At 75.8% G+C, this 26051-nt stretch carries 22 protein-coding genes; 11 read left to right on the top strand and 11 right to left on the bottom strand.

From position 1 onward, the window contains the following. Window positions 1-100: 100 nt before the first annotated feature. From RM780_RS17315 to RM780_RS17300, 4 genes are all read right to left on the bottom strand, one after another. Window positions 101-760: an N-acetylmuramoyl-L-alanine amidase gene (locus RM780_RS17315; protein WP_311631649.1), complete on the bottom strand. Its 660-nt coding sequence runs from the start codon at window positions 758-760 to the stop codon at window positions 101-103. A gap of 158 nt (window positions 761-918) precedes the next feature. Further along, complete coding sequence (locus RM780_RS17310; RefSeq protein WP_311631648.1) at window positions 919-1218, bottom strand: SGM_3592 family protein; 300 nt, start codon at window positions 1216-1218, stop codon at window positions 919-921. Window positions 1219-1339: 121 nt separating this feature from the next. After that, entirely contained in the window at window positions 1340-2314 is a 975-nt protein-coding gene (locus RM780_RS17305) for a TerC family protein (protein WP_311631647.1), read from the bottom strand. Window positions 2315-2407: 93 nt separating this feature from the next. Next, window positions 2408-2878 carry an ATP-binding protein gene (locus RM780_RS17300; RefSeq protein ID WP_311631646.1) on the bottom strand — a complete coding sequence of 157 codons (471 nt, stop codon included), beginning with the start codon at window positions 2876-2878 and terminating at the stop codon, window positions 2408-2410. Between the two features lie 180 nt (window positions 2879-3058). Here RM780_RS17300 and RM780_RS17295 point away from each other — a divergent pair, with 180 nt between their 5' ends. The 4 genes from RM780_RS17295 to RM780_RS17280 all read left to right on the top strand — a co-directional run bounded on the left by RM780_RS17295 (window position 3059) and on the right by RM780_RS17280 (window position 6187). Beyond that, on the top strand, window positions 3059-3883 hold the full coding sequence (locus RM780_RS17295) for a helix-turn-helix domain-containing protein (RefSeq protein WP_394812999.1): 825 nt from the start codon (window positions 3059-3061) through the stop codon (window positions 3881-3883). A gap of 3 nt (window positions 3884-3886) precedes the next feature. Further along, window positions 3887-4123, top strand: coding sequence for a DUF397 domain-containing protein (locus RM780_RS17290; protein ID WP_311631644.1), 237 nt, complete (start codon window positions 3887-3889; stop codon window positions 4121-4123). Window positions 4124-4405: 282 nt separating this feature from the next. Further along, window positions 4406-5251: an SAM-dependent methyltransferase gene (locus RM780_RS17285; protein WP_311631643.1), complete on the top strand. Its 846-nt coding sequence runs from the start codon at window positions 4406-4408 to the stop codon at window positions 5249-5251. A 141-nt stretch (window positions 5252-5392) separates the two neighbouring features. Next, a complete protein-coding gene (locus RM780_RS17280) occupies window positions 5393-6187 on the top strand; it encodes an SGNH/GDSL hydrolase family protein (protein WP_311631642.1) in 795 nt (264 codons plus the stop codon). On the opposite strand, the gene RM780_RS17275 is transcribed toward RM780_RS17280, so the two are convergent. Together RM780_RS17275 and RM780_RS17270 are read right to left on the bottom strand one after the other, a co-directional pair. Next, entirely contained in the window at window positions 6160-7470 is a 1311-nt protein-coding gene (locus tag RM780_RS17275; RefSeq protein ID WP_311631696.1) for an SWIM zinc finger family protein, read from the bottom strand. The two genes, RM780_RS17280 and RM780_RS17275, sit on opposite strands and share 28 nt — an antisense overlap. Before the next feature lie 49 nt (window positions 7471-7519). Beyond that, entirely contained in the window at window positions 7520-10480 is a 2961-nt protein-coding gene (locus RM780_RS17270; protein ID WP_394812998.1) for a DEAD/DEAH box helicase, read from the bottom strand. Window positions 10481-10700: 220 nt separating this feature from the next. Between RM780_RS17270 and RM780_RS17265 the strand changes: the two genes are divergently transcribed. Together RM780_RS17265 and RM780_RS17260 are read left to right on the top strand one after the other, a co-directional pair. Next, window positions 10701-11765: a fatty acid desaturase family protein gene (locus RM780_RS17265; protein ID WP_311631641.1), complete on the top strand. Its 1065-nt coding sequence runs from the start codon at window positions 10701-10703 to the stop codon at window positions 11763-11765. A gap of 198 nt (window positions 11766-11963) precedes the next feature. Continuing rightward, window positions 11964-12356, top strand: coding sequence for a roadblock/LC7 domain-containing protein (locus RM780_RS17260; protein WP_311631640.1), 393 nt, complete (start codon window positions 11964-11966; stop codon window positions 12354-12356). A gap of 84 nt (window positions 12357-12440) precedes the next feature. Here RM780_RS17260 and RM780_RS17255 read toward each other — a convergent pair whose 3' ends face one another. After that, window positions 12441-14954 (bottom strand): DEAD/DEAH box helicase, encoded by a 2514-nt coding sequence (locus RM780_RS17255; protein ID WP_311631639.1) that lies wholly within the window; start codon window positions 14952-14954, stop codon window positions 12441-12443. Window positions 14955-15090: 136 nt separating this feature from the next. Here RM780_RS17255 and RM780_RS17250 point away from each other — a divergent pair, with 136 nt between their 5' ends. Beyond that, window positions 15091-15879 carry a metal-dependent hydrolase gene (locus tag RM780_RS17250; RefSeq protein WP_311631638.1) on the top strand — a complete coding sequence of 263 codons (789 nt, stop codon included), beginning with the start codon at window positions 15091-15093 and terminating at the stop codon, window positions 15877-15879. 21 nt (window positions 15880-15900) lie between these two features. On the opposite strand, the gene RM780_RS17245 is transcribed toward RM780_RS17250, so the two are convergent. Beyond that, window positions 15901-16365: a PaaI family thioesterase gene (locus RM780_RS17245; RefSeq protein WP_311631637.1), complete on the bottom strand. Its 465-nt coding sequence runs from the start codon at window positions 16363-16365 to the stop codon at window positions 15901-15903. A gap of 105 nt (window positions 16366-16470) precedes the next feature. Here RM780_RS17245 and RM780_RS17240 point away from each other — a divergent pair, with 105 nt between their 5' ends. Next, window positions 16471-17058, top strand: a complete 588-nt coding sequence (locus RM780_RS17240; RefSeq protein WP_311631636.1) for a TetR family transcriptional regulator — start codon at window positions 16471-16473, stop codon at window positions 17056-17058. Between the two features lie 124 nt (window positions 17059-17182). On the opposite strand, the gene RM780_RS17235 is transcribed toward RM780_RS17240, so the two are convergent. Together RM780_RS17235 and RM780_RS17230 are read right to left on the bottom strand one after the other, a co-directional pair. After that, window positions 17183-18964 carry an ABC transporter ATP-binding protein gene (locus RM780_RS17235; protein WP_311631635.1) on the bottom strand — a complete coding sequence of 594 codons (1782 nt, stop codon included), beginning with the start codon at window positions 18962-18964 and terminating at the stop codon, window positions 17183-17185. After that, entirely contained in the window at window positions 18961-20814 is a 1854-nt protein-coding gene (locus RM780_RS17230) for an ABC transporter ATP-binding protein (RefSeq protein WP_311631634.1), read from the bottom strand. Before RM780_RS17230 ends, RM780_RS17235 begins: the two co-directional genes overlap by 4 nt. 133 nt (window positions 20815-20947) lie before the next feature. On the opposite strand from RM780_RS17230, the gene RM780_RS17225 reads away from it, so the two are divergent. Next, window positions 20948-21298, top strand: coding sequence for an ArsR/SmtB family transcription factor (locus RM780_RS17225; RefSeq protein WP_311631633.1), 351 nt, complete (start codon window positions 20948-20950; stop codon window positions 21296-21298). Between the two features lie 49 nt (window positions 21299-21347). Here the strand turns inward: RM780_RS17225 and RM780_RS17220 are convergent, their stop codons facing one another. Further along, complete coding sequence (locus RM780_RS17220; protein WP_311631632.1) at window positions 21348-22946, bottom strand: phytoene desaturase family protein; 1599 nt, start codon at window positions 22944-22946, stop codon at window positions 21348-21350. A 188-nt stretch (window positions 22947-23134) separates the two neighbouring features. Here RM780_RS17220 and RM780_RS17215 point away from each other — a divergent pair, with 188 nt between their 5' ends. Continuing rightward, window positions 23135-24976 carry an ABC transporter ATP-binding protein gene (locus RM780_RS17215; RefSeq protein ID WP_311631631.1) on the top strand — a complete coding sequence of 614 codons (1842 nt, stop codon included), beginning with the start codon at window positions 23135-23137 and terminating at the stop codon, window positions 24974-24976. 196 nt (window positions 24977-25172) lie between these two features. After that, the gene (locus RM780_RS17210; RefSeq protein ID WP_311631630.1) at window positions 25173-26030 is read left to right on the top strand and encodes an alpha/beta hydrolase; all 858 of its coding nucleotides are present in this window, start codon (window positions 25173-25175) and stop codon (window positions 26028-26030) included. The last annotated feature ends 21 nt before the right edge of the window (window positions 26031-26051 follow it).

The following is a 26051-nucleotide window of genomic DNA, read 5'->3' as shown; positions in this document are numbered from 1 at the left end:
CCTGCGCCCGCGCCGTGGCCGGCATGAGGCCGTGCGGCGAGGTTCGCCGGATTGGATGAAAACCGGCCGGCGAAGGATTAGGGGGCGAACGCCGGGGATATCACATGGCGTTGACGTACGCCATGTACCGCTCCCAGTCCCACAGCGGGCCGGGGTCGGTGTGGGTGGCGCCGGGGACCTCGTTGTGGCCGATGATCCACGTGCGGGTCCGGGGGATGGCGTACCGGTCGCACAGGTGGGCCGTCAGCCGCGCCGAACTCCGGTACAGGGCCTCGGTGAACCACGCGGGCTGGTCGACCCAGCCCTCGTGCTCGATGCCGACGCTGCGGGTGTTGTAGTTCCAGTTGCCCGCATGCCAGCCGATGTCCCGTTCGCGCACGCACTGCCCGACGCGACCGTCGGCCGAGCCGACCACGTAGTGGGCGGAGACGTCGGAGGAGGCGCGGGCGAAGATCCGCAGCGTGTCCTCGTAGGTCTCCTGGGCGACGTGGATCACCACGAAGTGCACCGGGTGGGAGGAAGGGCGGGTCGCCACCGTGTAGTTGGACGGGTCGGCCGGGGCCCACTCAGCGAGCGGGTAGTCGGCCGACCGGGGCCGGACGGGGCCCCCGGCGCGGGGCGCGGCGAACGCCGGGGGGCGCGCGGAGCCGGGGGCGGCCTGGGCCGCGGAGGCGGTCAGCGTGGCCGCGCCGGTGGCCAGCGCGGCGCCGCCGCGCAACAGGGCGCGGCGGGAGGTCGGGACGTGACGGGCGGACGGCATGTGGCACTCCAGGTGGGGAGACGTCACAGGCGGGCACGGACGCCCGCGGCGACGTGGGCGCGCGGGCAAGGGCGTTGCCCCGTGGGGGAGTTGAGCTCTGTCCATGCTGACGGCCCGTCAGCCGCCTGCCAAGTGTGCCCCCGGCGGCGCGCCGGGGATCAGCCGCCGCCCTGCCCGTCCTTGCCCCTGCGGCGGAACCAGCGGCGCACGCCGGAGCGGCGCCGGCCCGAGGAGTGGATCCAGCCGGCGGGCGGCTCATCGGAGCGCCAGGGCTGGGGGGCGGGCGCGCCCCGCTTCCAGCGCTCGCTGAGCATCCGCGTCCTGGCGGCCGGCTCGCGCACCTCGGCGCCGCGCACGAACTCCTCGTCCAGCACGAGGCCGTCCCAGTTCTCGTCGCCGCCCGGCCCGGCTCCGCTCTCGCGCCGGGGTTCGTCCTGGCCCGTCGGCTCGGTGCTCACCGCTGCCTCCCCTCCTGAGTGCCGGGGCCCGCGGCCCCGACGGTGGAACGCCCGGGCGGGCCGGCGGGTTCCTTCTCCCGCGCCGGCCGAGTGTCCCGGGCGCCCACCGTACCGAAGGGGCTCAGGCCCGCGGGGCGGCGGAGGCCGCGGCCTCCTCCTGCTTGCGGGAGGCCCGCAGGCTGGTGAGGGTGGTGACGATCAGCACCGCGCAGATCACGCCGAGCGAGACGGGCGTGCTGATCTCCGGCACGTGGACGCCGGACTCGTGCAGGGCGTGCAGCACCAGCTTCACGCCGATGAAGCCGAGGATGATCGACAGGCCGTAGGAGAGGTGGACCAGCTTCTGGAGCAGGCCGCCGATGAGGAAGTACAGCTGGCGCAGGCCCATCAGGGCGAAGGCGTTGGCCGTGAAGACGATGTACGGGTCCTCGGTCAGGCCGAAGATCGCGGGGATGGAGTCCAGCGCGAAGAGGATGTCGGTGCTGCCGATCGCCAGCATCACGATCAGCATCGGGGTCATCAGGCGGCGGCCGTTCTCCCGGATGAACATCTTCGTGCCGTGGTACTGGTCGGTGGCCGGGAAGCGGCGCTCGACCAGCTTCAGGAAGCGGTTCTCCTCGTACTCCTCCTCCTCGTCCTTGGAGCGGGCCTCCTTGATCAGCTGCCAGGCGGTCCAGATGAGGAAGGCGCCGAAGATGTAGAAGACCCAGGAGAAGTTCGCGATCAGGGCGGCGCCCGCTGCGATGAAGCCGGCCCGCAGCACCAGGGCGATCAGCACGCCCACCATCAGCACGCGGGCCTGGTACTGTGCGGGCACCGCGAACTTGGTCATGATCAGCACGAAGACGAAGAGGTTGTCCACGCTCAGCGACTTCTCGGTGACGTAGCCCGCGAAGAACTCGCCGGAGGGGCCGCCGCCCTCCATGATCAGCAGCCCGATGCCGAAGAGGACCGCCAGCGCGATCCAGATGACCGTCCACGTCCCGGCTTCGCGCAGCGACACCTCGTGGGGCTTGCGCCCGAAGAAGAAGTCGACGGCGATCAGCGCGCTGAGCACTCCCACCGTGAGCACCCACATGGTCAACGAGACGTCCACTGTTCCTCCGGTCCTGCAGGCTCTGCCGATTACCAAGCAAGTGTAATGGGATGGTAAAGAGCCCGCTGTTCGGTCCGGATAAGGAGGCCCGTCTCACGCTCCGGGCGCGCCCCCGGAGGGGCCGGCGAGCGGCAGCTCGGCCCACACCACGTGCCCCCCGGCCGTGCCGGGGCGCACCCCCCAGCCCCGCGCCAGGGCGTGCACCAGCAGCAGCCCGCGTCCCCCCTCGTCCTCGGCGCCCGCCCGCGCCGGGCGCGCCTCGGGGCCGCGGCCCGCGCCGTCCACCGCGACGCGCAGCAGTGACCCCGTGATCCGCAGCTCGCAGCCGACCGTCTCGCTGTCCGTGTGCCGCAGGGCGTTCGTCACCAGCTCGGAGATGATCAGCTGCGCGTTCTCCGAGGCGTGCGCGGGCGCGCGCCACTCGCTCAGCTGCCGCCTCGTGCGTCTTCGCGCCTCCGCCGCCGCGGTCTCCGCGGCGGGCAGGCGGAACGAGACCCGCCCGCCCGGCGCGCCCGCCGCGGACCGCTGCTCCGGCAGCCGGGGTGCGTAAGGGAAGAAAGCCACCGTCCCACTCTGCGGGCTGCTCCTCTCATCCGGCAAGAGCCAGCCTGCAAATGACAGAAAGCCCGATGACAACCTGTTGCGCGCGTCGGTGACATGGCAGACTGCCAAGGGACAAACGGGAGTTGAGGGGATCAGCGGGTGGCGAATGGGCCGGCGGGCGGTGCGGCGACGGTGCTGCGGCTGGTGCTGGGCAAGCGCCTTCAGGACCTGCGCGAGGCCGCGGGGCTGACGTTCGAGGAGGCCGCCCGCGCCCTGGACGTCACCCACGCCACCATCCGCCGGATGGAGAAGGCGCAGGTCGGCCTCAAGGTCCCCTACGTCGAGAAGCTGCTGCGCAGCTACGGCGTCACCGCGCAGGAGGACCTCGACGCCTTCCTGGAGCTGGTCCGGGAGGCCAACCGGCCCGGCTGGTGGCACCGTTACCGCGACGTGCTGCCCGAGTGGTTCAGCGCCTTCGTCAGCCTGGAGGCCGAGGCCGACCAGATCCGCGCCTACGAGCCGCACTACGTGCCCGGCCTGCTCCAGAGCGAGGCGTACGCCACCACGGTGCTGCGCGCCGGGATGCCGCACGCGCCCGCGGCCGAGGTCGAGCGCCTGGTCGCGCTGCGGCTGGCCCGGCAGGAGGTGCTGGCGCGCAAGCAGCCCCCCCTGCTGTGGGTGGTGATGGACGAGACCGTCCTGCGCCGGCCCATCGGCCGCCCCCACGTCATGCGCGCCCAGATCACCCGGCTCATCGAGCAGACCGCGCAGCCCCACGTGCGCGTGCAGGTCATGCCGTTCTCCGCGGGGCCCCATCCGGCGATGTACGGCCCCTTCCACCTCTTCCGGTTCCCCCTCGCCGAGCTCTCGGACGTCGCGTGCGCGGAAAGCCTGGTCGGCGCCGCGTACTTCGATCAGCGCGACGACGTGTCGGCGTTCCGGGAGGCCCTGGACCGCATGTGCGCGCAGGCCGCGCCCGTGCACCGTACCGAGGCCATCCTCAGTGGCATTCGCAAGGAGCTCTGATCCATGGATCGCATCTACAACGGCATGCCCGCCAAGCACCTCGGCACCGAGGGCTGGCGCAAGCCGTGGAGCGGCGGGAACGGCGGCAGTTGCGTCGAGGTCCTGCCGCTGGGCGACGGCCGCGTCGCCGTGCGCCAGTCCGACGACCCGGACGGCCCGGCGCTCATCTACTCGCACTGCGAGATCGAACGGTTCATCCGGGGAGTGAAGTCCGGAGCGGCGGACTTCCTCCTCGTCTGAGACCCCAGGCCACCCCCGCGGGAGGACGCGGCGCGGTGCCCGCCCACGGGGGGGTGGACACCGCGCCGCGGCCGGTCCCGGCGCGGGACCGGACACGAGGGACCGGACACGAGGGACCGGACACGAGGGACCGGACACGAGGGACCGCACACGAGGGACCGGACACGAGGGACCGGACACGAGGGACCGGACACGAGGGACCGGACACGAGGGACCGGACACGAGGGACCGCACACGAGGGACCGCACACGAGGGACCGCACACGAGGAAGAGGGAAGAGCGTTGAACGACGCGAGCGAGGCGACGCACGTCCAGGACCCGGGCGAGGAGGGCTTCAGCGCCGAGCAGATCGACACCTCCCGGCCGCACCCGGCGCGGATGTACGACTACTGGCTCGGCGGCCAGGACAACTACGAGGTGGACCGCCGGGCCGCGGACGGCGTGGCCGCGCTGCTGCCCGACATCTACCCGGCCGCCCGCGAGAACCGCGGCTTCCTGCACCGGGCCGTCCGGGCGGTGACCCGGCGCGGCATACGCCAGATCATCGACGTGGGCACCGGCATCCCCACCTCGCCCAACACCCACGAGGTCGCCCGCGCCGTCGACCCGGGCGTGCGCGTCGCCTACGTGGACAACGACCCCATCGTCAGCGCCTACGCCGGCGCCAAGCTGACCAGCACCGGCAACGCGGCCTTCGCCCTGGCGGACGTCCGCGACCCGCGCGCCATCCTGGGCCACCCGGCCGTCGCCGGGCTCATCGACTTCGGGCAGCCCGTCGCCCTGCTGCTGGTGGCCCTGCTGCACTTCGTCCCCGACGAGGCCGACCCCGGCGGGCTGGTCGCCGCCCTCACCGAGCCGCTGCCGCCCGGCAGTTGCGTGGTCATCAGCCACGGCACCACCGACTTCCACGACGCCGAGCGCCTGGCGGCCGTGGAGAAGGTCTACGAGGGTGCCGCCGCCACCCTCACCCTGCGGCCCCGGGAGCGGATCCTGGACTTCTTCCAGGGCTGGGACCTCCTCGAACCCGGCCTGGTCCAGCCGCCGTTCTGGCGCCCGGAGAAGCCCGTGCCGGACGACCCGGTGCTGCGCGGGCTCGGCTTCTGGTCCGGGGTGGCCGTCCGGCCCTGACCCTGGGCCCGACCCCCCGGAAGGCGTCACCCGAGGCGCGGTCCGTCGTTGCTGAGGGTGAGCACGGACGCGGCCGGCGCACCGACGCCGGGAGCGCCCGCGGCTCGCGTCCCCCCACGGGTTGTGTTCCGGGAGGTTCCCATGAAGCCCCGCCCCCTCGCCTCGGCAGCCGCCACCGCGGCCCTCGTCCTCGGCGTCCCCGCCCTGCTGCCCTCGCCCGCCGCCGCCGCCTCCGGCGCCTACGTCGCCCTGGGCGACTCCTACGCCGCCGGCGTCGGGGCGGGCGACTACGACCCGGCCAGCGGCGACTGCCGCCGCAGCGCCGTGGCCCACCCCGCCCTGTGGGCCGAGGCCCACGACCCCGCTTCCTTCGAGTTCACGGCCTGCTCCGGGGCCCGCACGCAGGACGTGCTCGCCTCGCAACTCGGCCCGCTGGACCGGGAAACGGCCCTGGTGAGCGTCACCGCGGGCGGCAACGACGCGGGCTTCGCCGACACCATCCAGACCTGCGTGCTGCGCGGCACCGACGCCTGCCTGACGGCGCTGGCCGCCGCCGACGAGTACATCCGCGCCGCGCTGCCCGCCGCCCTCGACGCGCTCTACGCCGAGATCGTGGAGCGGGCGCCCAACGCCGAGGTGGCGGTGCTGGGTTATCCGCACCTCTACGAGCTGGACGGCGGCTGCCTGCTGGGCATCAGCGAGGAGTCGCGGGCCGTAATCAACGCCACGGCCGACCTGCTGAACGAGACGATCGCCAAGCGCGCCGCCGACCACGGCTTCGCCTTCGGCGACGTCCGCCCAGCCTTCGACGGGCACGAGATCTGCTCCTCCGACGAGTGGCTGCACAGCGTCACCCTGCCGGTGGGCGACTCGTACCACCCCACGGCAGAGGGCCAGGCGGAGGGCTACTACCCCGTGCTGGACGCGGTGGCCTGATCCCCGCCCGCGCTCCCGGCGGCCTCCGCCGCCGCCTCGCGGGCGGCGGTCAGGGCGGCCCCCGGGTCGCGCTCGGGCCCTCCGGCCGGCCACCACCGCCCGCCCTCCTTCCGGAACGGCCACCACCGGCCGTCCGCGCCGCAGCGCAGCTGCACGCCCTCGCCGACCACGGTCCAGCGGTGCCCGCCGCCGCGCAGCACCGGCCGGCGCTCCTCGCCCGCCCACGCCCCCGCCAGCCGCGCCACGGCCCAGGCCGGGGCGGGCGGCGCGTCCTCCGCGAGCACCTCCAGGGCCGCCGGGCCGCCCGCCCGCCACGCGGCGGCGGCCCGTTCCAGCTCCCCGGGGCCGCGCCCGCAGGCGCGGGCCAGCCGTCGCGCGACCGCCTCCGGTGGGCCACCCGCCGCGAGCCGCACGGCGTCCCGCCACACGGCGTCCTCCCCGGCCGGCCCCGGGGCCCCGCCCCCGGCCCCCGACCCCCGCAGGGCCCCCGCCAGCAGGCGGGCCGCGCGGGCCGCCGCGTCCCCCGCCAGGAAGGCCAGGGCCTCCACGTCCAGCCAGTCCGGCGGCGGCGCGCCGCCCTCCCAGGACGGCGCCCGCCCCGGGCGTTCCACCGCGTCCGGCGGCGCGGGAAGCGGCGGCAGCCCGGCGGCTGCCCGCGCGTACGCCCCGGCGGCCGGAATCCCGAGCGGAGGCGCGGGCGCCTCCTGAGCGCCCTCCCGCGCGGCGGTTCGCCGTTGCAGCGCCTCCATCAGCTCCCGCTCGGCCCGCCCGCGCAGCAGCAGGAGCAGGAAGGGGTCCTCGTCCAGCAGCCGGCCCACCTGGTAGGCGAGCGCGGCGGTGTGCGCGCAGTGGTCCCACTCGCCGCACTCGCACTCCGGCTCCAGGTCCCCGATGCCCGGCAGCAGCTCCACGCCTGCCGCCGTCGCGTCCTCCACCAGGCGCTCGGGCAGCTCCCCGTCGAGCAGCGCGGCCAGGTGCCCGCCCTCGCGCGCGGTGGCGTCCAGCAGCCGGTCCCACTCCCGCGCGGAGAACGTCCGCAGCAGCACGTCCGCGCGGTGCCCCGTGGCGTCCGCGTCCCGCACCACGGCGGTCAGCCGGCCCGGGCGCACCGAGACCGCGCCGACCGCCCCGGCCCGCGCCCTGCGGCGTCCCTCGCGCAGCCGCGCGCCGTCCAGCGCGCTCTCCTCCAGGGCCCGCAGCCAGGAACGCCCCCACCAGGTCTCCGCGAACCCGCGCCCCCGCGCGGGCGGCAGCGCCCGGAAGACCAGCTCCCGCTCCGCCATGGCCGCCGAACCTCCGTCCTCCGGATTCGAGTTGGCGCTCACCGCCCGGTCACCGCCCGTCCGCGCGCAGGGCCACCAGCTCGGCCAGCTCCGCGTCCGACAGCTCGGTCAGCCCCGCCTCGCCCGCGCCCAGCACCGACTCGGCCAGCTCCCGCTTGCGCCGCAGCAGCTCCGCGATCCGGTCCTCCACGGTCCCCTCGCTGATCAGCCGGTGCACCTGCACCGGGCGCTCCTGCCCGATCCGGTGGGCGCGGTCGGTGGCCTGCGCCTCCACCGCGGGGTTCCACCAGCGGTCGTAGTGGACGACGTGCTCGGCGCGGGTGAGGTTCAGGCCCGTGCCCGCCGCCCTGAGCGAGAGCAGGAACACCGGCGCGCGCCCCTCCGCGAAGTCCCGCACCAGCTCCTCCCGGCGGGCCAGGGGCGTTCCGCCGTGCAGCAGCAGGCTGGGCACCCCGCGCTCCGCCAGGTGCCGCTCCAGCAGCCGGGCCATCCGCACGTACTGGGTGAAGACCAGGGTGGCCGCGCCCCCGGCGAGGATCGTCCCCAGCAGCTCGTCGAAAAGCTCCAGCTTTCCCGAACGCCCGGCCAGCGGCGCGTCCTCCTGGCGCAGGTACTGGGCGGGGTGGTTGCAGATCTGCTTCAGCGCCGTCAGCAGCCGCACCACGCCGCCGCGCCGGGCCGCGCCCCGCGTGCCGGCCACGGCGGCCAGGCCCTCGCGGACCGCAGCACCGTACAGCCCGGCCTGCTCGGGGGTGAGGGCCACGGCCCGGTCGGTCTCGGTCTTGGGCGGCAGCTCGGGGGCGATCCCGGGGTCGGACTTGCGGCGGCGCAGCAGGAACGGCCCGACCAGGCGGGCCAGGCGCGCGGCGGCGGCCGGATCTCCGCCCTCGGCCGGGGCGGCGTGGCGGCGGCGGAAGGCGGCGCGCGTGCCGAGCAGGCCGGGGGTGGTCCAGTCCAGGAGGGCCCACAGCTCGGAGAGGTCGTTCTCCACCGGGGTCCCGGTCAGGGCGACCCGGGCCCGGGCGGGGACGGCGCGCAGCGCGCGGGCGGTGGCCGAGGAGGCGTTCTTCGCGTGCTGGGCCTCGTCGGCGGCCACCAGGGACCAGTCGGCCGCGGCGGCCAGGCGCGCGGCGTCCTGGCGCAGCGTGCCGTAGGTGGTGAGGACGAACGCGCCACTCGGCAGCCCGGTCAGGTCGCGCCGGCCCCCGTGGTGGCGGCGCACGGGGGTGCCGGGGGCGAACGCGGCGATCTCGCGCTCCCAGTTGCCCAGCAGCGAGGCGGGGCAGACGACGAGCGTGGGCCCGGCGGTGGCGGGGCCGGCCTGGTGGCGCAGGTGGAGCGCGATGAGGGTGACGGTCTTTCCCAGGCCCATGTCGTCGGCCAGGCAGGCGCCCAGGCCCAGCGCGGTCCTGCGGTGCAGCCAGGCCAGGCCGCGCAGCTGGTAGCCGCGCAGGGCGGCGGCCAGGCCGGGGGGCGGCGCGACCGTGCCCTCCGCGTCGCCGGTCCCGGCCAGCAGGTCGCGCAGGTCGCGCAGCCCGCCCTCGGCCGTGACCTCGACACGCTCCCCGGCCTCCTCGGTGCTGCCGGCCAGCGCGGCGCCCAGCGCTTCCGCGACGGTGACCTTGCGCTCCCGGTGCCGCGCGGCGCGGCGCAGCTCCCCTGGGTCGGCCAGGGCCCAGCCCTCGCGGAGCCTGACCAGGGGGCGCCCGGCCTCGGCGAGCCGGTCGAGGTCGGCGCGGCTCAGCTCCGTGGAACCCAGCGCCACGCGCCAGTCGAACGACAGCAGTCCGCCGGTCGCCGGGGTGCCGCCGGCCGCCCCTGCCCCGGCCGTTGCCGCGCTGAGGGCGTCCGGGGCGTCCGTGTCCGCCGCGGGGCCGCCGACCACGGCGCGGACGGTCAGCCCGCGCGCGAACTCCCGCGGCCACTCCACGCCCAGGCCCGCCGCCTCCAGCGCCCGCCCCACCGGAGCGCTCAGCAGCGCGCCGAGGTCCTCCTCGTCCAGCTCCAGGCGGTCCGGGACGGCGGCGGTCAGCAGCGGGGTCAGCGGCTCCCACGCGGTGGCGGCGCGGCGCAGGGCCAGCAGCGCGTCGGCGCGGGCGCGCGGGCCGAACGTCCGCGCGGCGGCGGAGGTGCCCGCCCAGACCTCGGCGGCGTCGGCGGCCAGGCCCGGGTCGGCGGCGGCGCGCAGCCGCAGGACGGCGCGGAAGCGGGGCGGGGCGCCGTCCGGGCCGCCGTGCCCGTGCGCCTCCACGCGCAGCGACAGGCGCACGCCCGCGTCGTGCCCGGCCGCCACACCCTCGGCCCAGGGCCGCAGCCCGTGTGCCGACAGGGGGGCCGGGGAGGCGAACGCGCCCGCCCCGGCCGCGTGTCCGGCCGCGGGCGTGCGCGGCAGGACGTCGGCCACCGCGTCCAGGAACGCCCGCAGCAGCGCCTCGGGCCGGGGCAGCAGGGGGCCGCCCTCGCCGGCCCGGCCGTCTCCTCCGTCCCCTCCGTTCTCGGACCCCTGCACCGGGACGGCGTGCCCCTCGGGCGGCAGCGCCGCGGCCAGGGCGCGCAGCCGCTCGGCGTCCGCGGGCTCCAGCGGGCCCATCCGCCAGGCGTCGTGCCCGGCGGGGCTCACGCCCGGCAACAGCCGCCCGCGCGCGGCCAGATGAAGGGCGCCCAGCGCGGCGGCGCCCCAGCAGGCCGCGGCCGGGTGGGCGCCCGCGCCGGGCGCCCCGGCCCGCGCGAGCAGGGGCAGGGCCTCGGCCACCGGCAGCAGGAGGGCGGGCACGGCGTGCACCGCCGCCCCGCCCGCGCCGTCGGGAACGGCCACCTCCAGGACTGCCTCCCTGCCGGGCCGGGCGGGGAGCGGGCCGCCGTCCGGGCGCCAGAACGCGACGCGGGAGGCGCGGGGCGGGTCGGCGGGCAGGAACACGGCCGCGCAGGCGGCCGGCGGCGCCGGGAGACCGGCGGTCGCGGCGCCCCCGGCCGGGGCGGGGCTGGGGTCAGGCACGGGGATGCGGTTCACGCGCGGCCGACTCCTCAAGTTTGACTAGCGGGCGACCGCCGAGGGTACTGCACCGCGGCCCGGACGCGAAACGCCCGCCGCCACTACCCGGTTCGCCCCCGCGGCGGTAGGGGGGCTGGGTACACCTTCCGTCCGGGTGCTGTGGCCATGGCCCCCCGGCCGCCCGATTCCTAGGTTGGCAGGAAGAGCTCAGTCCTTGCCCCCGACCCGGGAGACCACCATGCCCCAGGCCACCGCCCCGCCTACCGCCGCTCCGCCGGCCGCCGCCGCACCGTCCGGCGAGTTCGCGCCGCTGCTGCGGCAGATCCGGGGCCAGGGCCTCCTCCAGCGGCGCCGGGGCTGGTACGCGGCCGGCATGACCGTCAACGCCCTGGCGCTCGCCGCCACGCTGGCGGCCGTGGTGGCCCTGGGCGACCGGTGGGCCACGGTGGCCCTGGCCGTTCCCCTCGCGCTGCTGTGGACCCGCACCGCGTTCTTCGGCCACGACGCCGGCCACGCGCAGATCGCCCGCACCCGCCGCGTCAACCGCCTCCTCGGGCTGGTTCAGGGCAACCTCCTGCTGGGCATGAGCTCCGCCTGGTGGAACGACAAGCACAACCGGCACCACGCCAACCCCAACCACCTCGACAAGGACCCCGACGTGGGCGTCGGGGTCCTTGTGTGGGCCGAGCACCAGGCGGCCCGCCGCACCGGCTTCGGCCGCTGGCTCACCCGCCACCAGGCGCGCCTGTTCTTCCCCCTCCTGCTGCTGGAGGGCATCGCGCTGAAGGTAGCCAGCGTGCGGATGGTCCTCTCGCGTGAGGGCTGGGAGCGCCAGGGCGGCCGGGCCAGGGCCGTGGAGGCCCTGCTGCTCGTCGTGCACGCCGCCGGCTACGCCGGGCTGCTGCTGACCGTCCTCTCCCCGGGCAAGGCCGTGGTCTTCGCGCTCGTGCACCACGCCCTCTTCGGCCTCCACCTGGGCGCCGTCTTCGCCCCCAACCACAAGGGCATGGCGATGCCGGGCCAGGACGGGGAGCGCTGGGGGCACCTGCACCGCCAGGTCCTCACCTCGCGCAACGTCCGCGGCGGCCCCGTCACCGACTGGCTGATGGGCGGCCTCAACTACCAGATCGAGCACCACCTCTTCCCCGGCATGCCCCGCTACCACCTGCGGCTGGCCCGACCCCTGGTCCGCCACTACTGCCGCGAGGCGGGCGTCTCCTACGCCGAGACCGGCCTGCTCGACTCCTACCGGCAGGCCCTGGCCCACATGCACCGGGTCGGCGCGCCCCTGCGCGAGGGCTGACCCGCGCCGCAACGGCCCACCGCCGGTGGAACGGCCGCCCGCGCCGCTCCCGCCCGGCCCCCGCGCCCCGGTGGCGCGGCCGGCCGGGCCGCCCGGTACGGTCGCTTCCGGATAGCGGTAGCGCACAGGTGGTTGCCGACAGCCTCTTCGTGGGGAAGGCTGACACAGCAGTCGCCTTACGAGAAGGGGGAGCTGGGGATGGCACTGAGCACCACGCTCGACTGGCTGCTGGACGACTTGGCGCAACGGCTGCCTCGCGTGCGGCACGTCCTGCTGCTGTCGAGCGACGGGCTGGTGACCTCGGTCAGCCGCGGGCTGAAGCGGAGCAGCGCCGAGCACCTGGCGGCCGTGTCCTCCGGCCTGCACAGCCTCGCCAAAGGAGTGGGCGACCACTTCGCGGTGGGCGGCGTCCGCCAGACGATGATCGAGTTCGACGACGGGGTGCTCTTCGTCACGGCCGCCGGGGACGGCAGCTGCCTGTGCGTGCTGGCCGGGGCCGACGCCGACATCGGCCAGATCGGGTACGAGATGACCCTCCTGGTCAACAAGGTCGGCGAGCACATGGGCCTGGCCGCCCGCGACACCCCCTGACGGGCCGGGCCCCCGCCCGGCCCGCCCCGCCCCGCCGCCCCGGACGCCCCCGCCGATCCGTGCGAACCGGTCATTCCCGGCGCCTCACAGCGGCCCGACGCCCGTGATCTTGATCACGGCCCGGCCCTCCGCGTCCGAGGCGGTGAGGTCCACCTCCCCCGAGATGCCCCAGTCGTGGTCGCCCTCGGGGTCGGCGAAGGTCTGCCGGACCCGCCACAGCCCGTCCGCGGGCCGCTCCTCGATGTGCAGCAGCCGCGGCCCGCGCGCGTCGGGGCCGGTGCCCAGCTCGTCGTACTCCTGCCAGTACGCCTCCAGCGCGGTTGCCCACGCCTCCGCGTTCCAGCCCGACTCGCCGTCCAGCTCCCCCAGTTCGGCCGTCCGGCCCAGGGCGGCCAGCTCCACCCGGCGGAAGAGGGCGTTGCGCACCAGCACGCGGAACGCCCGGGCGTTGGCCGTCACGGGACGCACCTGGTCGGCGCGGTCCTGCGCCTCGGTGGCGTCCTCGGCCTCGGGGTTGGCCAACTGCTCCCACTCGTCCAGCAGGCTGGAGTCCACCTGCCGCACCAGCTCGCCCAGCCAGGCCGTGATGTCCTGGAGGTCCTCGGACTTCAGGTCGTCGGGCACGGTGTGCTCCAGCGCCTTGTAGGCGCCGGCCAGGTAGCGCAGCACGATGCCCTCGGTGCGCGCCAGCTCGTAGGCGGAGACGAACTCCCCGAAGGTCATGGCGCGTTCGTACATGTCGCGTACCACCGACTTGGGGGAGAGCGGGTGGTCCCCGACCCACGGGTGGCTTTTGCGGTACACCCCGTAGGCGTGGAAGAGAAGTTCGGCCAGCGGCTGCGGGTGGGTGATGTCCATCAGCCGCTCCATCCGCTCCTCGTACTCCACCCCCTCGGCCTTCATCTCGGCCACCGCCTCGCCGCGGGCCTTGTTCTGCTGGGCCGCCAGGATCTGGCGCGGGTCGTCCAGCGTGGACTCCACCACCGACACCATGTCCAGCGCGTAGGAGGGCGAGGCCGGGTCCAGCAGCTCGAAGGCGGCCAGGGCGAACGTCGACAGCGGCTGGTTGAGCGCGAAGTCCGCCTGGAGGTCCACCGTCAGCCGCACGAGCCTGCCCTGCGCGTCCGGCTCGGGCAGCCGCTCCACGATCCCGCCGTCCAGCAGGGAGCGGTAGATGGCGATGGCCCGCCGGATGTGCCGCAGCTGCTGGCGGCGCGGCTCGTGGTTGTCCTCCAGCAGCCGGCGCATCGCGGCGAAGGCGTCGCCCGGCCGCGCGATGACGGCCAGCAGCATCGCGTGCGTCACGCGGAAGCGGGAGGTCAGCGGCTCCGGCTCGGCCCCGATCAGCCGCTGGAACGTCTCCTCGCTCCAGTTGACGAAGCCCTCCGGCGGCTTCTTGCGGACCACCTTCCGCCGCTTCTTGGGGTCGTCGCCCGCCTTCGCCAGCGCCCGCTCGTTCTCCACCACGTGCTCCGGGGCCTGGGCCACCACCAGGCCCGAGGTGTCGAACCCGGCCCGCCCCGCGCGCCCCGCGATCTGGTGGAACTCCCGCGCGCGCAAGACCCGCACCCGGCTGCCGTCGTACTTCGTCAGCGCCGTGAACAGCACGGTGCGGATGGGGACGTTGACCCCCACGCCGAGGGTGTCGGTGCCGCAGATCACCTTCAGCATCCCCGCCTGCGCCAGCTTCTCCACCAGCCGCCGGTACTTGGGCAGCATCCCCGCGTGGTGCACGCCGATGCCGTGCCGCACGTACCGCGAGAGGTTGCGGCCGAAGCGCGTGGTGAAGCGGAAGTTGCCGATCAGCTCCGCGATGCGGTCCTTCTCCTCGCGGGTGCACATGTTGATGCTCATCAGCGCCTGTGCCCGCTCCACGGCCTGCGCCTGCGTGAAGTGCACGATGTACACCGGCGCCTGCCGCGCGCCCAGCAGCTCCGTGATCGTCTCGGTCAGCCCGGTGGTGCGGTACTCGTAGCTCAGCGGCACCGGCCGGGTCGCCGAACGCACCACCGAGGTGGGCCGGCCCGTTCGCCGCGTGAGGTCCTCCTCGAAGCGGCTGACGTCGCCCAGCGTGGCCGACATCAGCACGAACTGCGCCTGCGGCAGCTCCAGCAGCGGGATCTGCCAGGCCCAGCCGCGGTCCGGCTCGGCGTAGAAGTGGAACTCGTCCATCACCACCTGGCCGACGTCCGCCTCGGCGCCGTCCCGCAGCGCGATGGAGGCCAGCACCTCGGCCGTGCAGCAGATCACGGGCGCGTCCGCGTTCACGGAGGCGTCGCCGGTGAGCATGCCGACGTTCTCGGTGCCGAAGAGCTTGCACAGGTCGAAGAACTTCTCCGACACCAGCGCCTTGATGGGGGCGGTGTAGAACGTCACCTCGTCCCGGGAGAGCGCGGCGAAGTGCGCCCCGGCCGCGACCAGCGACTTCCCCGAGCCGGTCGGGGTGGACAGGATGACGTTGGCGCCCGAGACCACCTCGATCAGGGCCTCCTCCTGCGCGGGGTAGAGGGAGATCCCCCGCTCCAGCGCCCACGACGAGAAGGCGTCGTAGAGCGCGTCGGGATCGCTGTCGGCAGGCATCTGATCGATGAGAGTCACCGGTCCATACTGCCCGCAACCGGCGCCCCGCCCGCAACCGGCCGCCCCGGCGAAGATCGCGAGGCGCTACGCTGTGCGGTCACCGGGCCCCAACGGCCCGCGCACGACGGCACGATGGGGCACGGGGGGCACGACGATGATGGGTCCGGCGCACTCACTCTCCGGGGCGGCGGCCTGGCTCGGCCTCGGCGCGGCGGCGGCCGCCTGGGACCGGCCGATGCCCTGGACGGTGCTGGTCGCCGGGACGCTGATCTGCGCGGGCGCGGCCCTGGCCCCGGACCTCGACCAGAAGTCCGCGACCATATCCCGGGCCTTCGGGCCCCTGTCGAAGCTGCTGGCCGCCGCCATCGACAAGCTCTCCGAGGCCGTCTACAACGCCACCCGCGCCAAGGGCGAACGCCGCCGCACCGGCGGCCACCGCACCCTGACCCACACCTGGATCTGGGCCGTGCTGGTCGGCGCCGGGTTCTCCGCGGCGGCCGTCGCCTGGGGCCGCTGGGCCGTCCTCGTCATCCTCTTCGTGCACGTGGTGCTCGCGGTGGAGGGCCTGCTGTGGCGGATGGCCCGGGTCTCCAGCGACGTCCTGGTCTGGCTCCTGGGGGCCACCAGCGCCTGGCTGCTGGCCGGGGCGCTGAACGAGCCCGGCGGCGGCGCGGACTGGCTCGCGGACGGCCGGCCCTACCTGTGGCTGGGCGTGCCCATCGTGCTGGGCTCGGTGGTGCACACCCTCGGCGACGCGCTCACCGTCTCCGGCTGCCCGATGCTGTGGCCGCTGCCCATCGCCGGCAAGCGCTGGTACCCGCTGGGCACGCCGCGGTTCATGCGCTTCCGGGCCGGGGCCTGGGTGGAGAACCGCGTGCTGATGCCGGCGTTCATGCTGCTGGGCGCGGCGGGCGGCGTGGGGGCCGTCGTCCTGGCGGCCTGAGGCCGCCGCGCCTCGGGGCCGCTACGGCCTCGGCGCCCCGGATCGCAGCACCGTCCCCTGGGCCACGGCGCACAGCACGGCCTCGCCCGTCCCGTCGACGGCGAACAGCTCGCAGCCGCACACCGCCTGGCGCGCGCCGGCGTGGATCACCCGGGCCTCGGCCCGCAGCGTGCCCGCCCGGGCGGGGCGCAGGTACTGGAGGCCGAGGCCGCCGGTCAGGATCGCCGGCCCGAGCACGCTCCCGGCGGCGAAGGTGAGGGCGTTGTCCGCCGCGTACGCCAGGACGCCGCCGTGGGCGAACCCGTTCTGCTGGCGCAGGTCCTCGCGCAGCTCGACCTCCAGCGTCGCGGTGCCCTCGCCGAAGGCGGCGAGCCGGGCGCCCAGCAGGCGGCTGAAGGGCTGGGCCGCCAGCACCTGCCGGGCCAGGCCGAGGTCGAGCGTCGCCGGGGCGGTCACCGGCCCGCCGGTGCCGTTGGTGGTGGTCATGGCGCCTCCTTCCTCCCGCGGCCTTCGGGGCCCTTCGCGGGAGCAGCCGGGAAGCATTCTAGAATACGGATTCGCCAAAAGGGAGGGGCCGCCTAGACTGCCCCCGTGGGCCGCCGACCGAAGTTCGCCGAGGACGACTTCCTCGACGCCGCGCTGGGCATCGCCGTGGCCCGGGGTGCCCCCGCGGTCACCATCGCGGACGTGGCCGCCGCGGCGGGCGCCCCGGTCGGCTCCGTCTACCACCGCTTCGCCTCGCGCGACCTGCTGCTGGCGCGGCTGTGGGTGCGCAGCGTGCGGCGGGTCCAGCGGGCGTTCCTCGACGCGCCGCCCGGCGGGGACGACCCCGGCCTGGCGGCCGAGCGGGCCGTCGCCCTGGCCCTGCGCTGGGTCGCCGAACACCCGGGCGAGGCAAGGCTGTTGCTGCTCCACCGCCGCGAGGATCTGGTGAGGCGCTGGCCCCGGGAGCTGGGCGAGGAGCTGGCCGGGCTGAACGACGCCGTGGCCGACGCCCTGCGCGGCCACGCCCGCGCGCTGTACGGGCGGGCCTCGAAGGAGGCGGTGGAGCGTGTCACCTTCGCGCTGGTCGACATCCCCTACGCGGCCGTCCGCCGCCGCCTGGCCTCCGGCGAGCCGCTCCCGCCCACGCTGGAACGCATGGCGGTGGCCGCCTGCCGCGCGGCCCTGGCGGACTGACCGGCCGTCGGCCGCGGCCGTTCGCCCCGCGTGCGGGCCGGCCCGGCCGTGCGCCGGGCCGTGCGCCGGGCGACGGCGCCGCCGGGGCCGTTCCCCCGAGGGACCCCAAGGGAACGCGCCCGGCTCAGCCGTGCCAGGAGCGCCAGAGCGCGGCGTAGGCGCCGTCGGCGGCCACGAGCTCGTCGTGGCTGCCGAGCTCGCTGATGCGGCCGTCCTCGACCACGGCGATCACGTCCGCGTCGTGGGCGGTGTGCAGCCGGTGCGCGATGGCGATCACCGTGCGCCCCTCCAGCACCCGCGCCAGGGAACGCTCCAGGTGGCGCGCCGCCCGCGGGTCGAGCAGCGAGGTGGCCTCGTCCAGCACCAGCGTGTGCGGGTCGGCCAGCACCAGCCGGGCCAGCGCGATCTGCTGGGCGCGGGCCGGGGAGACCGTCACCTTGCCCGAGCCGACCTCCGTGTCCAGCCCCTCCGGCAGCTCCCGGGCCCAGCCGTCCGCGTCCACCGCGCCCAGCGCCGCCCACAGCTCGGCGTCCGTCGCGCCCGCGCGGGCCAGCAGCAGGTTGTCGCGCAGCGGGCCGACGAAGACGTGGTGCTCCTGGTTGACCAGCGCCACCTGCTCGCGCACCCGCTCGGCCGTCATGCCGGCCAGCCGCGTCCCGCCCAGCGTCACCCGGCCGGTCCTGGGCGCGTAGATGCCCGCCAGCAGGCGGCCCAGCGTGGACTTGCCCGCGCCCGAGGGGCCCACCAGCGCGACGCGGGCGCCGGGCGGCACGTCCAGGGAGACGCCGTGCAGCACGTCGCTGCCCGCCAGGTACCCGAACCGCACGCGGTCGGCGTTCAGCCGGCGCCCCCGCGGGGTCAGCGATGCGTCGCCGCCCTCCTCCTCCACCTCGTGCACGCCCACCAGCCGCGCCAGCGAGACCTGCGCGACCTGCAGCTCGTCCATCCAGCGCAGGATCATCCCCACCGGCTCGATCATCATCTGGGCCAGCAGTGCGCCCGTCGTCAGCTCGCCGACGGTCATCCAGCCCTCCAGCACGAACCAGCCGCCCAGCAGCAGCACGCCGCTGACGATCGTCGCGTGGTAGACGTTGATCACCGGGATCAGCACCGAGCGCAGCCAGAGGGTGTACCGCTCCCACCGGGTCCACTCGGAGACACGGCGGTCGGAGAGCGCCACCCGCTGCCGCTCCAGCCGGTGCGCCTCGATCGTGTGCCCCGCGTCCACGGTCTCCGCCAGCGCGGCGGCCACGGCCGCGTACCCGGCGGACTCCGAGCGGTAGGCCGAGGGGGCCCGGCGGAAGTACCAGACGCACACCGGCAGCAGCAGCGGCAGCGCGAGGAGCACCGCCAGGCCCAGCGGCGGCGCGGTCACCACGATCCCGGCCAGCAGCAGCGCCGCCCACACCGCGGCGATGGCGATCTCGGGCAGCGCCTCGCGCATCGCCTTCGACAGCCGGTCGATGTCGGTGTTGATGCGGGCCAGCAGGTCGCCGGTGCCCGCGCGCTCCAGCACGCCCGGGGGCAGGCCCACCGAGCGGACCAGGAAGTCCTCCCGCAGGTCGGCCAGCATCCGCTCGCCCAGCACCGCGCTGCGCAGCCGGACGAGCCGGATGAAGCAGGCCTGCACGGCCAGGGCGAGGGCGAAGAACGCCACGGTGCGGGCCAGGTGCAGCTCCCGCTCGCCGTCCGCCAGGTCCTCCACCACCCCGCCCAGCAGCGCGGGGCCGGCCATCGAGGCCACGACGGCGATGGCGTTCGCGCCGATCAGCAGGGCGAACGGCCGCCGGTGGCGGCGCAGCAGCCCGCGGGTGTAGCGGCGCACGGTCTCCCGGCCGGCCACCGGCAGCGTGGTGGCGTGCTCGGTGGCGGCGGGGTCGAATGCGGGGGGCGGGACCCCGATCATGCGGTCTCCTCGGCGAGTTGGGCGGCGGTGCGGCCCGGAACGGCGGGCCCGGCCGGGCCCGCCGGGCGGGGCTCCGGTTCGCGGGTCACCACGGCCCGGTAGGCGGGGGCGGTGCGCAGCAGCTCCCGGTGTGTGCCGGTCGCGACCGCGGCGCCCTCGTGGACGAACGCCACCAGGTCGGCCCGGTCCAGCAGCAGCGGGCTGGAGGTGAACACCACGGTGGTGCGCCCGGCGCGCAGCCGGGCCAGGCCCTCCGCGACGCGCGCCTCGGTGTGGGCGTCCACGGCCGAGGTCGGCTCGTCGAGGACCAGCACGGGCGGGTCGGCCACCAGCGAGCGGGCCAGGGCCAGCCGCTGCCGCTGGCCGCCGGAGAGCGAACGGCCGCGCTCGGTGATCCGGGTGCGCATCGGGTCGCCGCTGCCGTCCGGCGCGGCCTGCGCCAGCGCCGCCAGCACGTCCTCGCACCGCGCGGCCGACAGCGCCTCGTCCGGCTCCACCCGGCCGGAGCGGGGAACGTCCAGTAGCTCGCCGAGCGTTCCCGACAGCAGCACGGGGTCCTTGTCCTGCACCAGCACGGCGGCGCGCGCCGCGCTCCGGGGCACCGCCTCCAGCGGCACCCCGCCCAGGCGCGCCGAGGGGGCCTCCTCCTCCCGGGCTGCGTGCCCGCCCAGGCGCTCGGCCAGCCGCTCCGCGTCGTGGGGGTCCCCGCAGACCACGGCCGTCAGCAGGCCGGCCGGGGCGAGCAGGCCGCTGGCCGGGTCGGCCAGGTCGCCCTCCGGCGGCAGAGCCCGGCCGTCCTCACCGGAGCCGAAGCCGGAGCTTGCGCCGGCCGCCGGCCGTTCCGCCGCGCCCGCCTCCCGGCGCAGGGCCAGGACCCGCACCGCGCGCCGGGCCGAGGGCCGCGAGAAGGTGAAGGCCATGGCCGTCTCCTCGAACAGCCGCAGCGGGAACAGCAGGAAGGTCACCGCCCCGTAGACCGCCACCAGCTCGCCGGGCCCGATGCGGCCGTCCAGCGCCATCCGCGCGCCCTGCCACACCACGACGATCATCAGCAGCCCGGGCATGACCACCTGCACGGCCGCGATCAGGGACCACATCCGGGCGCTGCGCACCGAGGCGGCGCGCACGTCCTGCGAGGCCCGCCGGTAGCGTTCGAGGAACAGCTCCTCGCCGCCGATGCCGCGCAGCACGCGCAGCCCGGCGACCGTGTCGGAGGCCAGCTCGGTGGCCCGGCCCGAGGTGGTGCGTTCCGCGTCCGCGCGCCGGGTCGCGGCGGGGAGCAGGGGCCACACGCTCAGCGCCACCGCGATCACGCCGCCGAGCACGACGAGACCGAGCTGCGGCTCGTGGACGATCAGCCCGGCGCAGACGGCGAGGCTGACGAGCACGGCGGCCAGGAAGCGGGAGAAGGACTCCACGAACCAGCCGATCTTCTCCACGTCGCCGGTGGAGACCTTGACCACCTCGCCCGCCGCCACCCGGCGGGTCAGCACGCCGCCCAGCTCGGCGGTGCGGCGGGCCAGCAGTTGCTGCACACGGGCGGCGGCGGTGATCCAGTTGGTGACCGCGACCCGGTGGAGCATGCCGTCGGCCAGGGCCATCAGCAGCGTGGTCGCCAGGAGCAGCAGCCCGATCAGGCCGAGGCGGCGGCCCGAGCCGTCCACCACGGCGTCGATGGCCAGGCCCAGGGCCAGCGGCAGGGCCGCGACCGTGATCATGTGCAGCGTGCCCCAGGCCAGGGCCTTCGCCTGGCCGCCGAGCTGCCGGCGGAACAGCCAGACCAGGAACCGGAGTCCGGACCGTACGTCGGGCTCCCCGGGGTCCTCGTACGGGAGATCGCGAATCTGCATGGCATCCCAGGATCGTTCGGGCGGAACTGGGCAACCTCGCAAGGGTCACGGTCCCGGGCGCCGGAGTTCAACGGGTTTTCCGCCCAGGGCGGCGGTGTGCACGGCGCGCCCGGACGGCCGTAGCATGCCGGACATGGGACATGGGGCGGAGCGCCGCGGGGCCCCGGCGGCCAAGCTCGACGCCGAGAGCGCCGCGACGGTCGCCGCCACGCTCCAGGCGCTGGCGACGCCCTCCCGGCTGCTGATCCTGGCCCGGCTGCGCGAGGGACCGCTGCCGGTCACCGCGCTGGCCGAGGCGGTGGGCATGGAACAGTCCGCCGTCTCCCACCAGTTGCGCCTGCTGCGCACCCTCGGCCTGGTCACCGGCACCCGCGAGGGGCGGCGCATCGTCTACAGCCTGCACGACAACCACGTCGCCCAGCTGCTGGACGAGGCCGTCTACCACAGCGAGCACCTGCGCCTGGGCCTGCGCGACGAGCCGTGACGCCCCGCGCGGCGCCGCCCGTTCAGCGTCCGAGGGCCGCCACGCCCGTTCAGCGCCCCAGGGCCGCCATGGCGGCATTGTGCCCGGGGATGCCGCTCACCCCGCCGCCGCGCGGCGCCCCGGCCCCGCACAGCAGGACGTTCGCGTGCCGCGTGCCCACGCCCCACCGCCCGGCCTCCTCCTCGGCGTCCTCGGCGTAGGGGAACGCCAGGTCGCGATGGAAGATGTGGCCCCCCGGCAGCCGCAGCTCCCGGTCCAGGTCCAGCGGCGTCCTGGCCTCCAGGCACGGCCGGCCCTCCGCGTCCAGCGCCAGGCACTCCCGCAGCGGCTCCGCCAGGTGCGCGTCCAGCGCCTCCAGCGTGGCGTCCAGCAGCTCCGCCCGCATCGCGTCGTTGTCCTCGGCGAACAGCCGCGCCGGGGTGTGCAGCCCGAAGAGCGTCAGCGTCTGGAACCCGGCCGCGGCCTGCGAGGGCCCCAGGATCGTGGGGTCGGTCAGCGAGTGGCAGTACACCTCGCTCGGCGGGGTCGCCGGCCGCCGCCCCGCCGCCGCCTCCAGGTAGGCGGCCTCCAACTGCCGGTATCCCTCGGCGACGTGGAACGTCCCGGCGAAGGCCTCGCGGGGATCGGCGTGAGGGTCCCGCAGCGCCGGAAGGCGCCGCAGCAGCATGTTGACCTTGAACTGCGCCCCCTCCGGGGCCCGCGCCTCCCGCGGCCCGGGAACCTCCGGCGTGGCCGCCTCGCCCAGCAGCCCGGCCAGCTCCCGGGGCGCGGCGTTCACCAGCACGTGCCGCGCCGCGGCCAGCCCCTCCTCGCCCGCCGCCGTCCGGAAGGCCACCTCCGCCCGGGTGCCGTCCGTGGCGATGCCCGTCACCTCGTGCCCGGTCCGCAGCTCCGCCCCGGCGGCCCGCGCCGCGTCGGCCAGCGCGGTGCTCACCGCGCCCATCCCGCCCACCGGCACGTCCCAGTCGCCGCTGCCCTGGCCGATCACGTGGTACAGGAAGCACCGGTTCTGCCGCAGGGACGGGTCGTGCGCCCGGGCGAACGTTCCGATCAGGCCGTCCGTCAGCACCACGCCGCGCACCAGGTCGTCCTCGAAGGCGGCCTCCACCGCCTCGCCCAGCGGCCGTTCGAACAGCGCCTCCCAGGCCGCGTCGTCGTCCACCAGGGCCCGCAGCCCGGCGCGGGTGGGCAGCGGCTCGGTGAGCGTCGGGAAGACCCGGGCGGCCACCCGCCCGGTCATCGCATAGAACCGCTGCCACGCGGCGTACTCCCGCTCCGAGCCCGTCAGCCGCGCGAACGCCTCCCGCGTCCTGCCCTCCCCGCCCCCGATCAGCAGGCCCGTCGGACGGCCGCCGCGCACCGTCGGCGTGTACGAGGCGAACGCCCGCTTCCGCAGCGCCAGCGGCAGCCCCAGGTCCCGGATGATCCGCTGCGGGAGCAGGCTCACCAGGTAGGCGTAGCGCGAGAGCCGCGCCGTCACGCCGGGGAAGGGCGAGCCGGAGACGGCGGCGCCCCCGGGGTGCGGGAGGCGTTCGAGGACCAGCACCGAGCGGCCGGCGCGGGCGAGGTAGGCGGCGGCGACCAGGCCGTTGTGGCCGCCGCCGACGATCACGGCGTCCCAGGCGGCGGGGGAGAGGCGGGCGGGCATGGCGCCTTGGTAACACGGCGGGCGGCCCCCGGCCAGTGCGGGCGGTCCCGGTGTCGGCGCGGCCTCGTAGGCTGGAGGGTCGTCACCACTCCGCGACCCTCACCACCCCGCAGTCCTCACCCCCGTAGCCGTTACCCCGCGCGGGCCGTACCCGGCCCGGCCGCGCCCGCCGCGCCCCGAAGGAGCCCATGCCGCACCCCACCCACCCCTGGTCCCCGGCGGACGAGCCGCCCGCCGAAGCACGGGAGCCGGCCCCGATACGCCGCGTCCTGCGCCTCTTCCGCCCCTACCGGGCCCGGCTGGCCGTCGTCGGCCTGCTCGTCGGCGCCTCCTCGCTGGTCGCCGTCGCCACGCCCTTCCTCATCCGCGAGATCATCGACACCGCCCTGCCCGAGCGCCGCACCGGCCTGCTGGTCCTCCTCGCGCTCGGCATGGTCGCCACGGCCGTCACCAGCAGCGTCTTCGGCGTGCTCCAGACGCTGATCTCCACCACCGTCGGCCAGCGGGTCATGCACGACCTGCGCACCGCCGTGTACACGCGCCTCCAGCAGATGCCGCTGGCGTTCTTCACCCGCACCCGCACCGGCGAGGTCCAGTCCAGGATCGCCAACGACATCGGCGGCATGCAGGCGACCGTCACCTCCACGGCCACCTCCCTGGTCTCCAACGTCACCGCCGTCACCGCCACCGTCGTCGCGATGCTGGCCCTGGACTGGCGGCTGACCCTCGTCTCCCTCGCGCTGCTGCCCTGCTTCGTCTGGATCGCCCGCCGCGTGGGCCGGGAGCGGAAGCGGATCACCACTCAGCGGCAGAAGCAGATGGCCGCCATGGCCGCCATGGTCACCGAGTCCCTGTCCGTCAGCGGCGTCCTGCTGAGCCGCACCATGGGCCGCGCCGACGCCCTCACCCGCGACTTCGCCGCCGAGTCAGCCCGCCTGGTCGGCCTGGAGGTGCGCGCCAGCATGGCCGGGCGCTGGCGGATGGCCACCATCGGCATGATCATGGCCGCCATCCCCGCGCTGCTGTACGCCTCGGCGGGGGCCCTTCTCGAACTGGGCGGCACCCCGCCCTCCATCGGCACTCTCGTGGCCTTCGTGACCCTCCAGCAGGGGCTGCTGCGGCCGGCCGTCTCGCTGCTGTCCACCGGCGTGGACGTGCAGGCCTCCCTCGCGCTCTTCCAGCGCATCTTCGAGTACCTCGACCTGCGCCCCGGGATCACCGAGCGCCCCGAGCCGGTCGACCTGGAGCGGGCGCGCGGCGAGATCCGCTTCGAGAACGCCGGCTTCGCCTACGAGGGCGCGGCCGGACCCGCGCTCACCGGCATCGACCTCACCGTCCCCGCCGGGGGCTCCCTCGCCGTCGTCGGCGCCACGGGCGCGGGCAAGTCCACCCTGGGCTACCTCGTCCCGCGCCTGTACGACGTCACCGAGGGCCGCGTGACGCTGGACGGCACGGACGTGCGCGACCTCTCCTTCGCCTCCCTGGCCGCCGCGGTGGGCGTCGTCTCCCAGGAGACGTACCTCTTCCACGCCACGGTGGAGGAGAACCTGCGCTTCGCGAAGCCGGAAGCCACCGAGGAGGAGATCGAGGCCGCGGCCCGCGCCGCCCGCATCCACGACCACATCGCCGCCCTTCCCGACGGGTACCGCACCGTGGTCGGCGAGCGCGGGTACCGCTTCTCCGGCGGCGAGAAGCAGCGCCTGGCCCTGGCCCGCGCCATCCTGCGCGACCCGCCGGTGCTGGTCCTCGACGAGGCCACCAGTGCGCTGGACACCAGAACCGAGGAGGCCGTCCAGCGTGCCGTCGACGCCCTGTCCACCGGGCGCACCACCCTCACCATCGCCCACCGCCTCTCCACCGTCCGCGACGCGGACCAGATCGTCGTCCTCGACGGCGGCCGGATCGCCGAGCGCGGCACCCATCAGGAGCTGATGGCCCTCGAGGGCCGGTACGCCGCCCTCGTGCGCCGGGACACCGAGGCCAGGGAGACGATCGGGCGACGCCCCGAGCCTGTCCCGGGAACGTACTGAGCCGGCGAACGTCCCGGGCCGCGGAACGTCCCCGGCTGGGCGTCGCCCCGGCCTGGGCAACGTTCTGACCTGCGGGAACGCTCCCGGCCCGGGGTCGCGCGACGGGCGCGGCCGGACGTTTCCCGGCTCCCCTAAACTGTCCGAACGGTCGTGCTACTATCTCGTCAACCGCCGCCGACCGAGGGGGAGTCCGGAGATGGACCTCAGGGCCGCACTGATCCGCAGCACGCTCGACGGGACGGCCCGCGTCGCCCCGCGCCTGGCCGGCCGGATGGCCGGCGCGCTCTTCGCCCGGCCGGTGGCCCGGGCCTCCCAGCGCCCCGAGGAGGAGCCGGTGATGCGCCGGGCCACCCGCACGGAGCTGGTCCTCGACGGCCGCCGGGCCGTCGTTCACCAGTGGGGCGACGGCGTGCGGCCCGTGCTGCTGATGCACGGCTGGCAGTTCCGCGCCTCCCGCTGGAGCCCCCTGGTGACGGCTCTGACCGAGCGCGGCTACAGCCCCGTGGCCTTCGACGCCCCCGGGCACGGCGAGTCGCCCGGTCGTTCGACCACGATCGTGGAGTACCGCGCCATCGCCCGGCGGCTGCATCGGGAGCACGGCCGTTTCGCCGCCGTCGTCGGCCACTCGGTCGGCGGCCTGGCCGCGTACTACGCCGTCCGGGGCGGCGTGGAGGCCGACCGCCTCGTCGCCATCAGCGCCCCCTCCGGCATGGACACCATCGCCGAGGGCTTCCGCCTCGGGCTCGGCGTGGGCCCGTGGCTGCGGCCCGCGCTGCGCCGCCGCGTCGAGGAGATGTTCCCCGACGAGCCCGGCCTGTGGGACGGCTTCAACGCGACCCACCGCCCCGAGCAGCTCGCCCTGCCGATGCTGATCGTCCACGACGAGGAGGACGACATGATCCCGGCCGGGGAGTCCCGCCGGGTCGCGGCCGTTTACGGCGACCGGGCCGACCTCCTGATCACCCGCGGCCTGGGCCACCGCCGCGTCCTGGCCGACCCCCGCGTCGTCGAGGCCGTCCTGGACTTCGCCGCCGCGACCGACCCCGTGGCCTGAGGTCCCGCCCGGCGCGGAGGC

This window comes from Streptomyces boetiae (assembly GCF_031845405.1).
GTDB classification, from domain to species: domain Bacteria; phylum Actinomycetota; class Actinomycetes; order Streptomycetales; family Streptomycetaceae; genus Streptomyces; species Streptomyces boetiae.
This window is presented reverse-complemented; position numbering and strand designations above follow the sequence as displayed.

What these genes read in the sequence shown, in the direction of transcription:
- RM780_RS17280 (WP_311631642.1), top strand. Translation starts at nt 5,393, where the DNA reads ATGAAGCCCCGCCCCCTCGCCTCGGCAGCCGCCACCGCGGCCCTCGTC.
- RM780_RS17220 (WP_311631632.1), bottom strand. Translation starts at nt 22,946, where the DNA reads ATGCCCGCCCGCCTCTCCCCCGCCGCCTGGGACGCCGTGATCGTCGGC.
- RM780_RS17265 (WP_311631641.1), top strand. Translation starts at nt 10,701, where the DNA reads ATGCCCCAGGCCACCGCCCCGCCTACCGCCGCTCCGCCGGCCGCCGCC.
- RM780_RS17225 (WP_311631633.1), top strand. Translation starts at nt 20,948, where the DNA reads ATGGGACATGGGGCGGAGCGCCGCGGGGCCCCGGCGGCCAAGCTCGAC.
- RM780_RS17260 (WP_311631640.1), top strand. Translation starts at nt 11,964, where the DNA reads ATGGCACTGAGCACCACGCTCGACTGGCTGCTGGACGACTTGGCGCAA.
- RM780_RS17215 (WP_311631631.1), top strand. Translation starts at nt 23,135, where the DNA reads ATGCCGCACCCCACCCACCCCTGGTCCCCGGCGGACGAGCCGCCCGCC.
- RM780_RS17235 (WP_311631635.1), bottom strand. Translation starts at nt 18,964, where the DNA reads ATGATCGGGGTCCCGCCCCCCGCATTCGACCCCGCCGCCACCGAGCAC.
- RM780_RS17230 (WP_311631634.1), bottom strand. Translation starts at nt 20,814, where the DNA reads ATGCAGATTCGCGATCTCCCGTACGAGGACCCCGGGGAGCCCGACGTA.
- RM780_RS17315 (WP_311631649.1), bottom strand. Translation starts at nt 760, where the DNA reads ATGCCGTCCGCCCGTCACGTCCCGACCTCCCGCCGCGCCCTGTTGCGC.
- RM780_RS17210 (WP_311631630.1), top strand. Translation starts at nt 25,173, where the DNA reads ATGGACCTCAGGGCCGCACTGATCCGCAGCACGCTCGACGGGACGGCC.
- RM780_RS17275 (WP_311631696.1), bottom strand. Translation starts at nt 7,470, where the DNA reads ATGGCGGAGCGGGAGCTGGTCTTCCGGGCGCTGCCGCCCGCGCGGGGG.
- RM780_RS17245 (WP_311631637.1), bottom strand. Translation starts at nt 16,365, where the DNA reads ATGACCACCACCAACGGCACCGGCGGGCCGGTGACCGCCCCGGCGACG.
- RM780_RS17290 (WP_311631644.1), top strand. Translation starts at nt 3,887, where the DNA reads ATGGATCGCATCTACAACGGCATGCCCGCCAAGCACCTCGGCACCGAG.
- RM780_RS17250 (WP_311631638.1), top strand. Translation starts at nt 15,091, where the DNA reads ATGATGGGTCCGGCGCACTCACTCTCCGGGGCGGCGGCCTGGCTCGGC.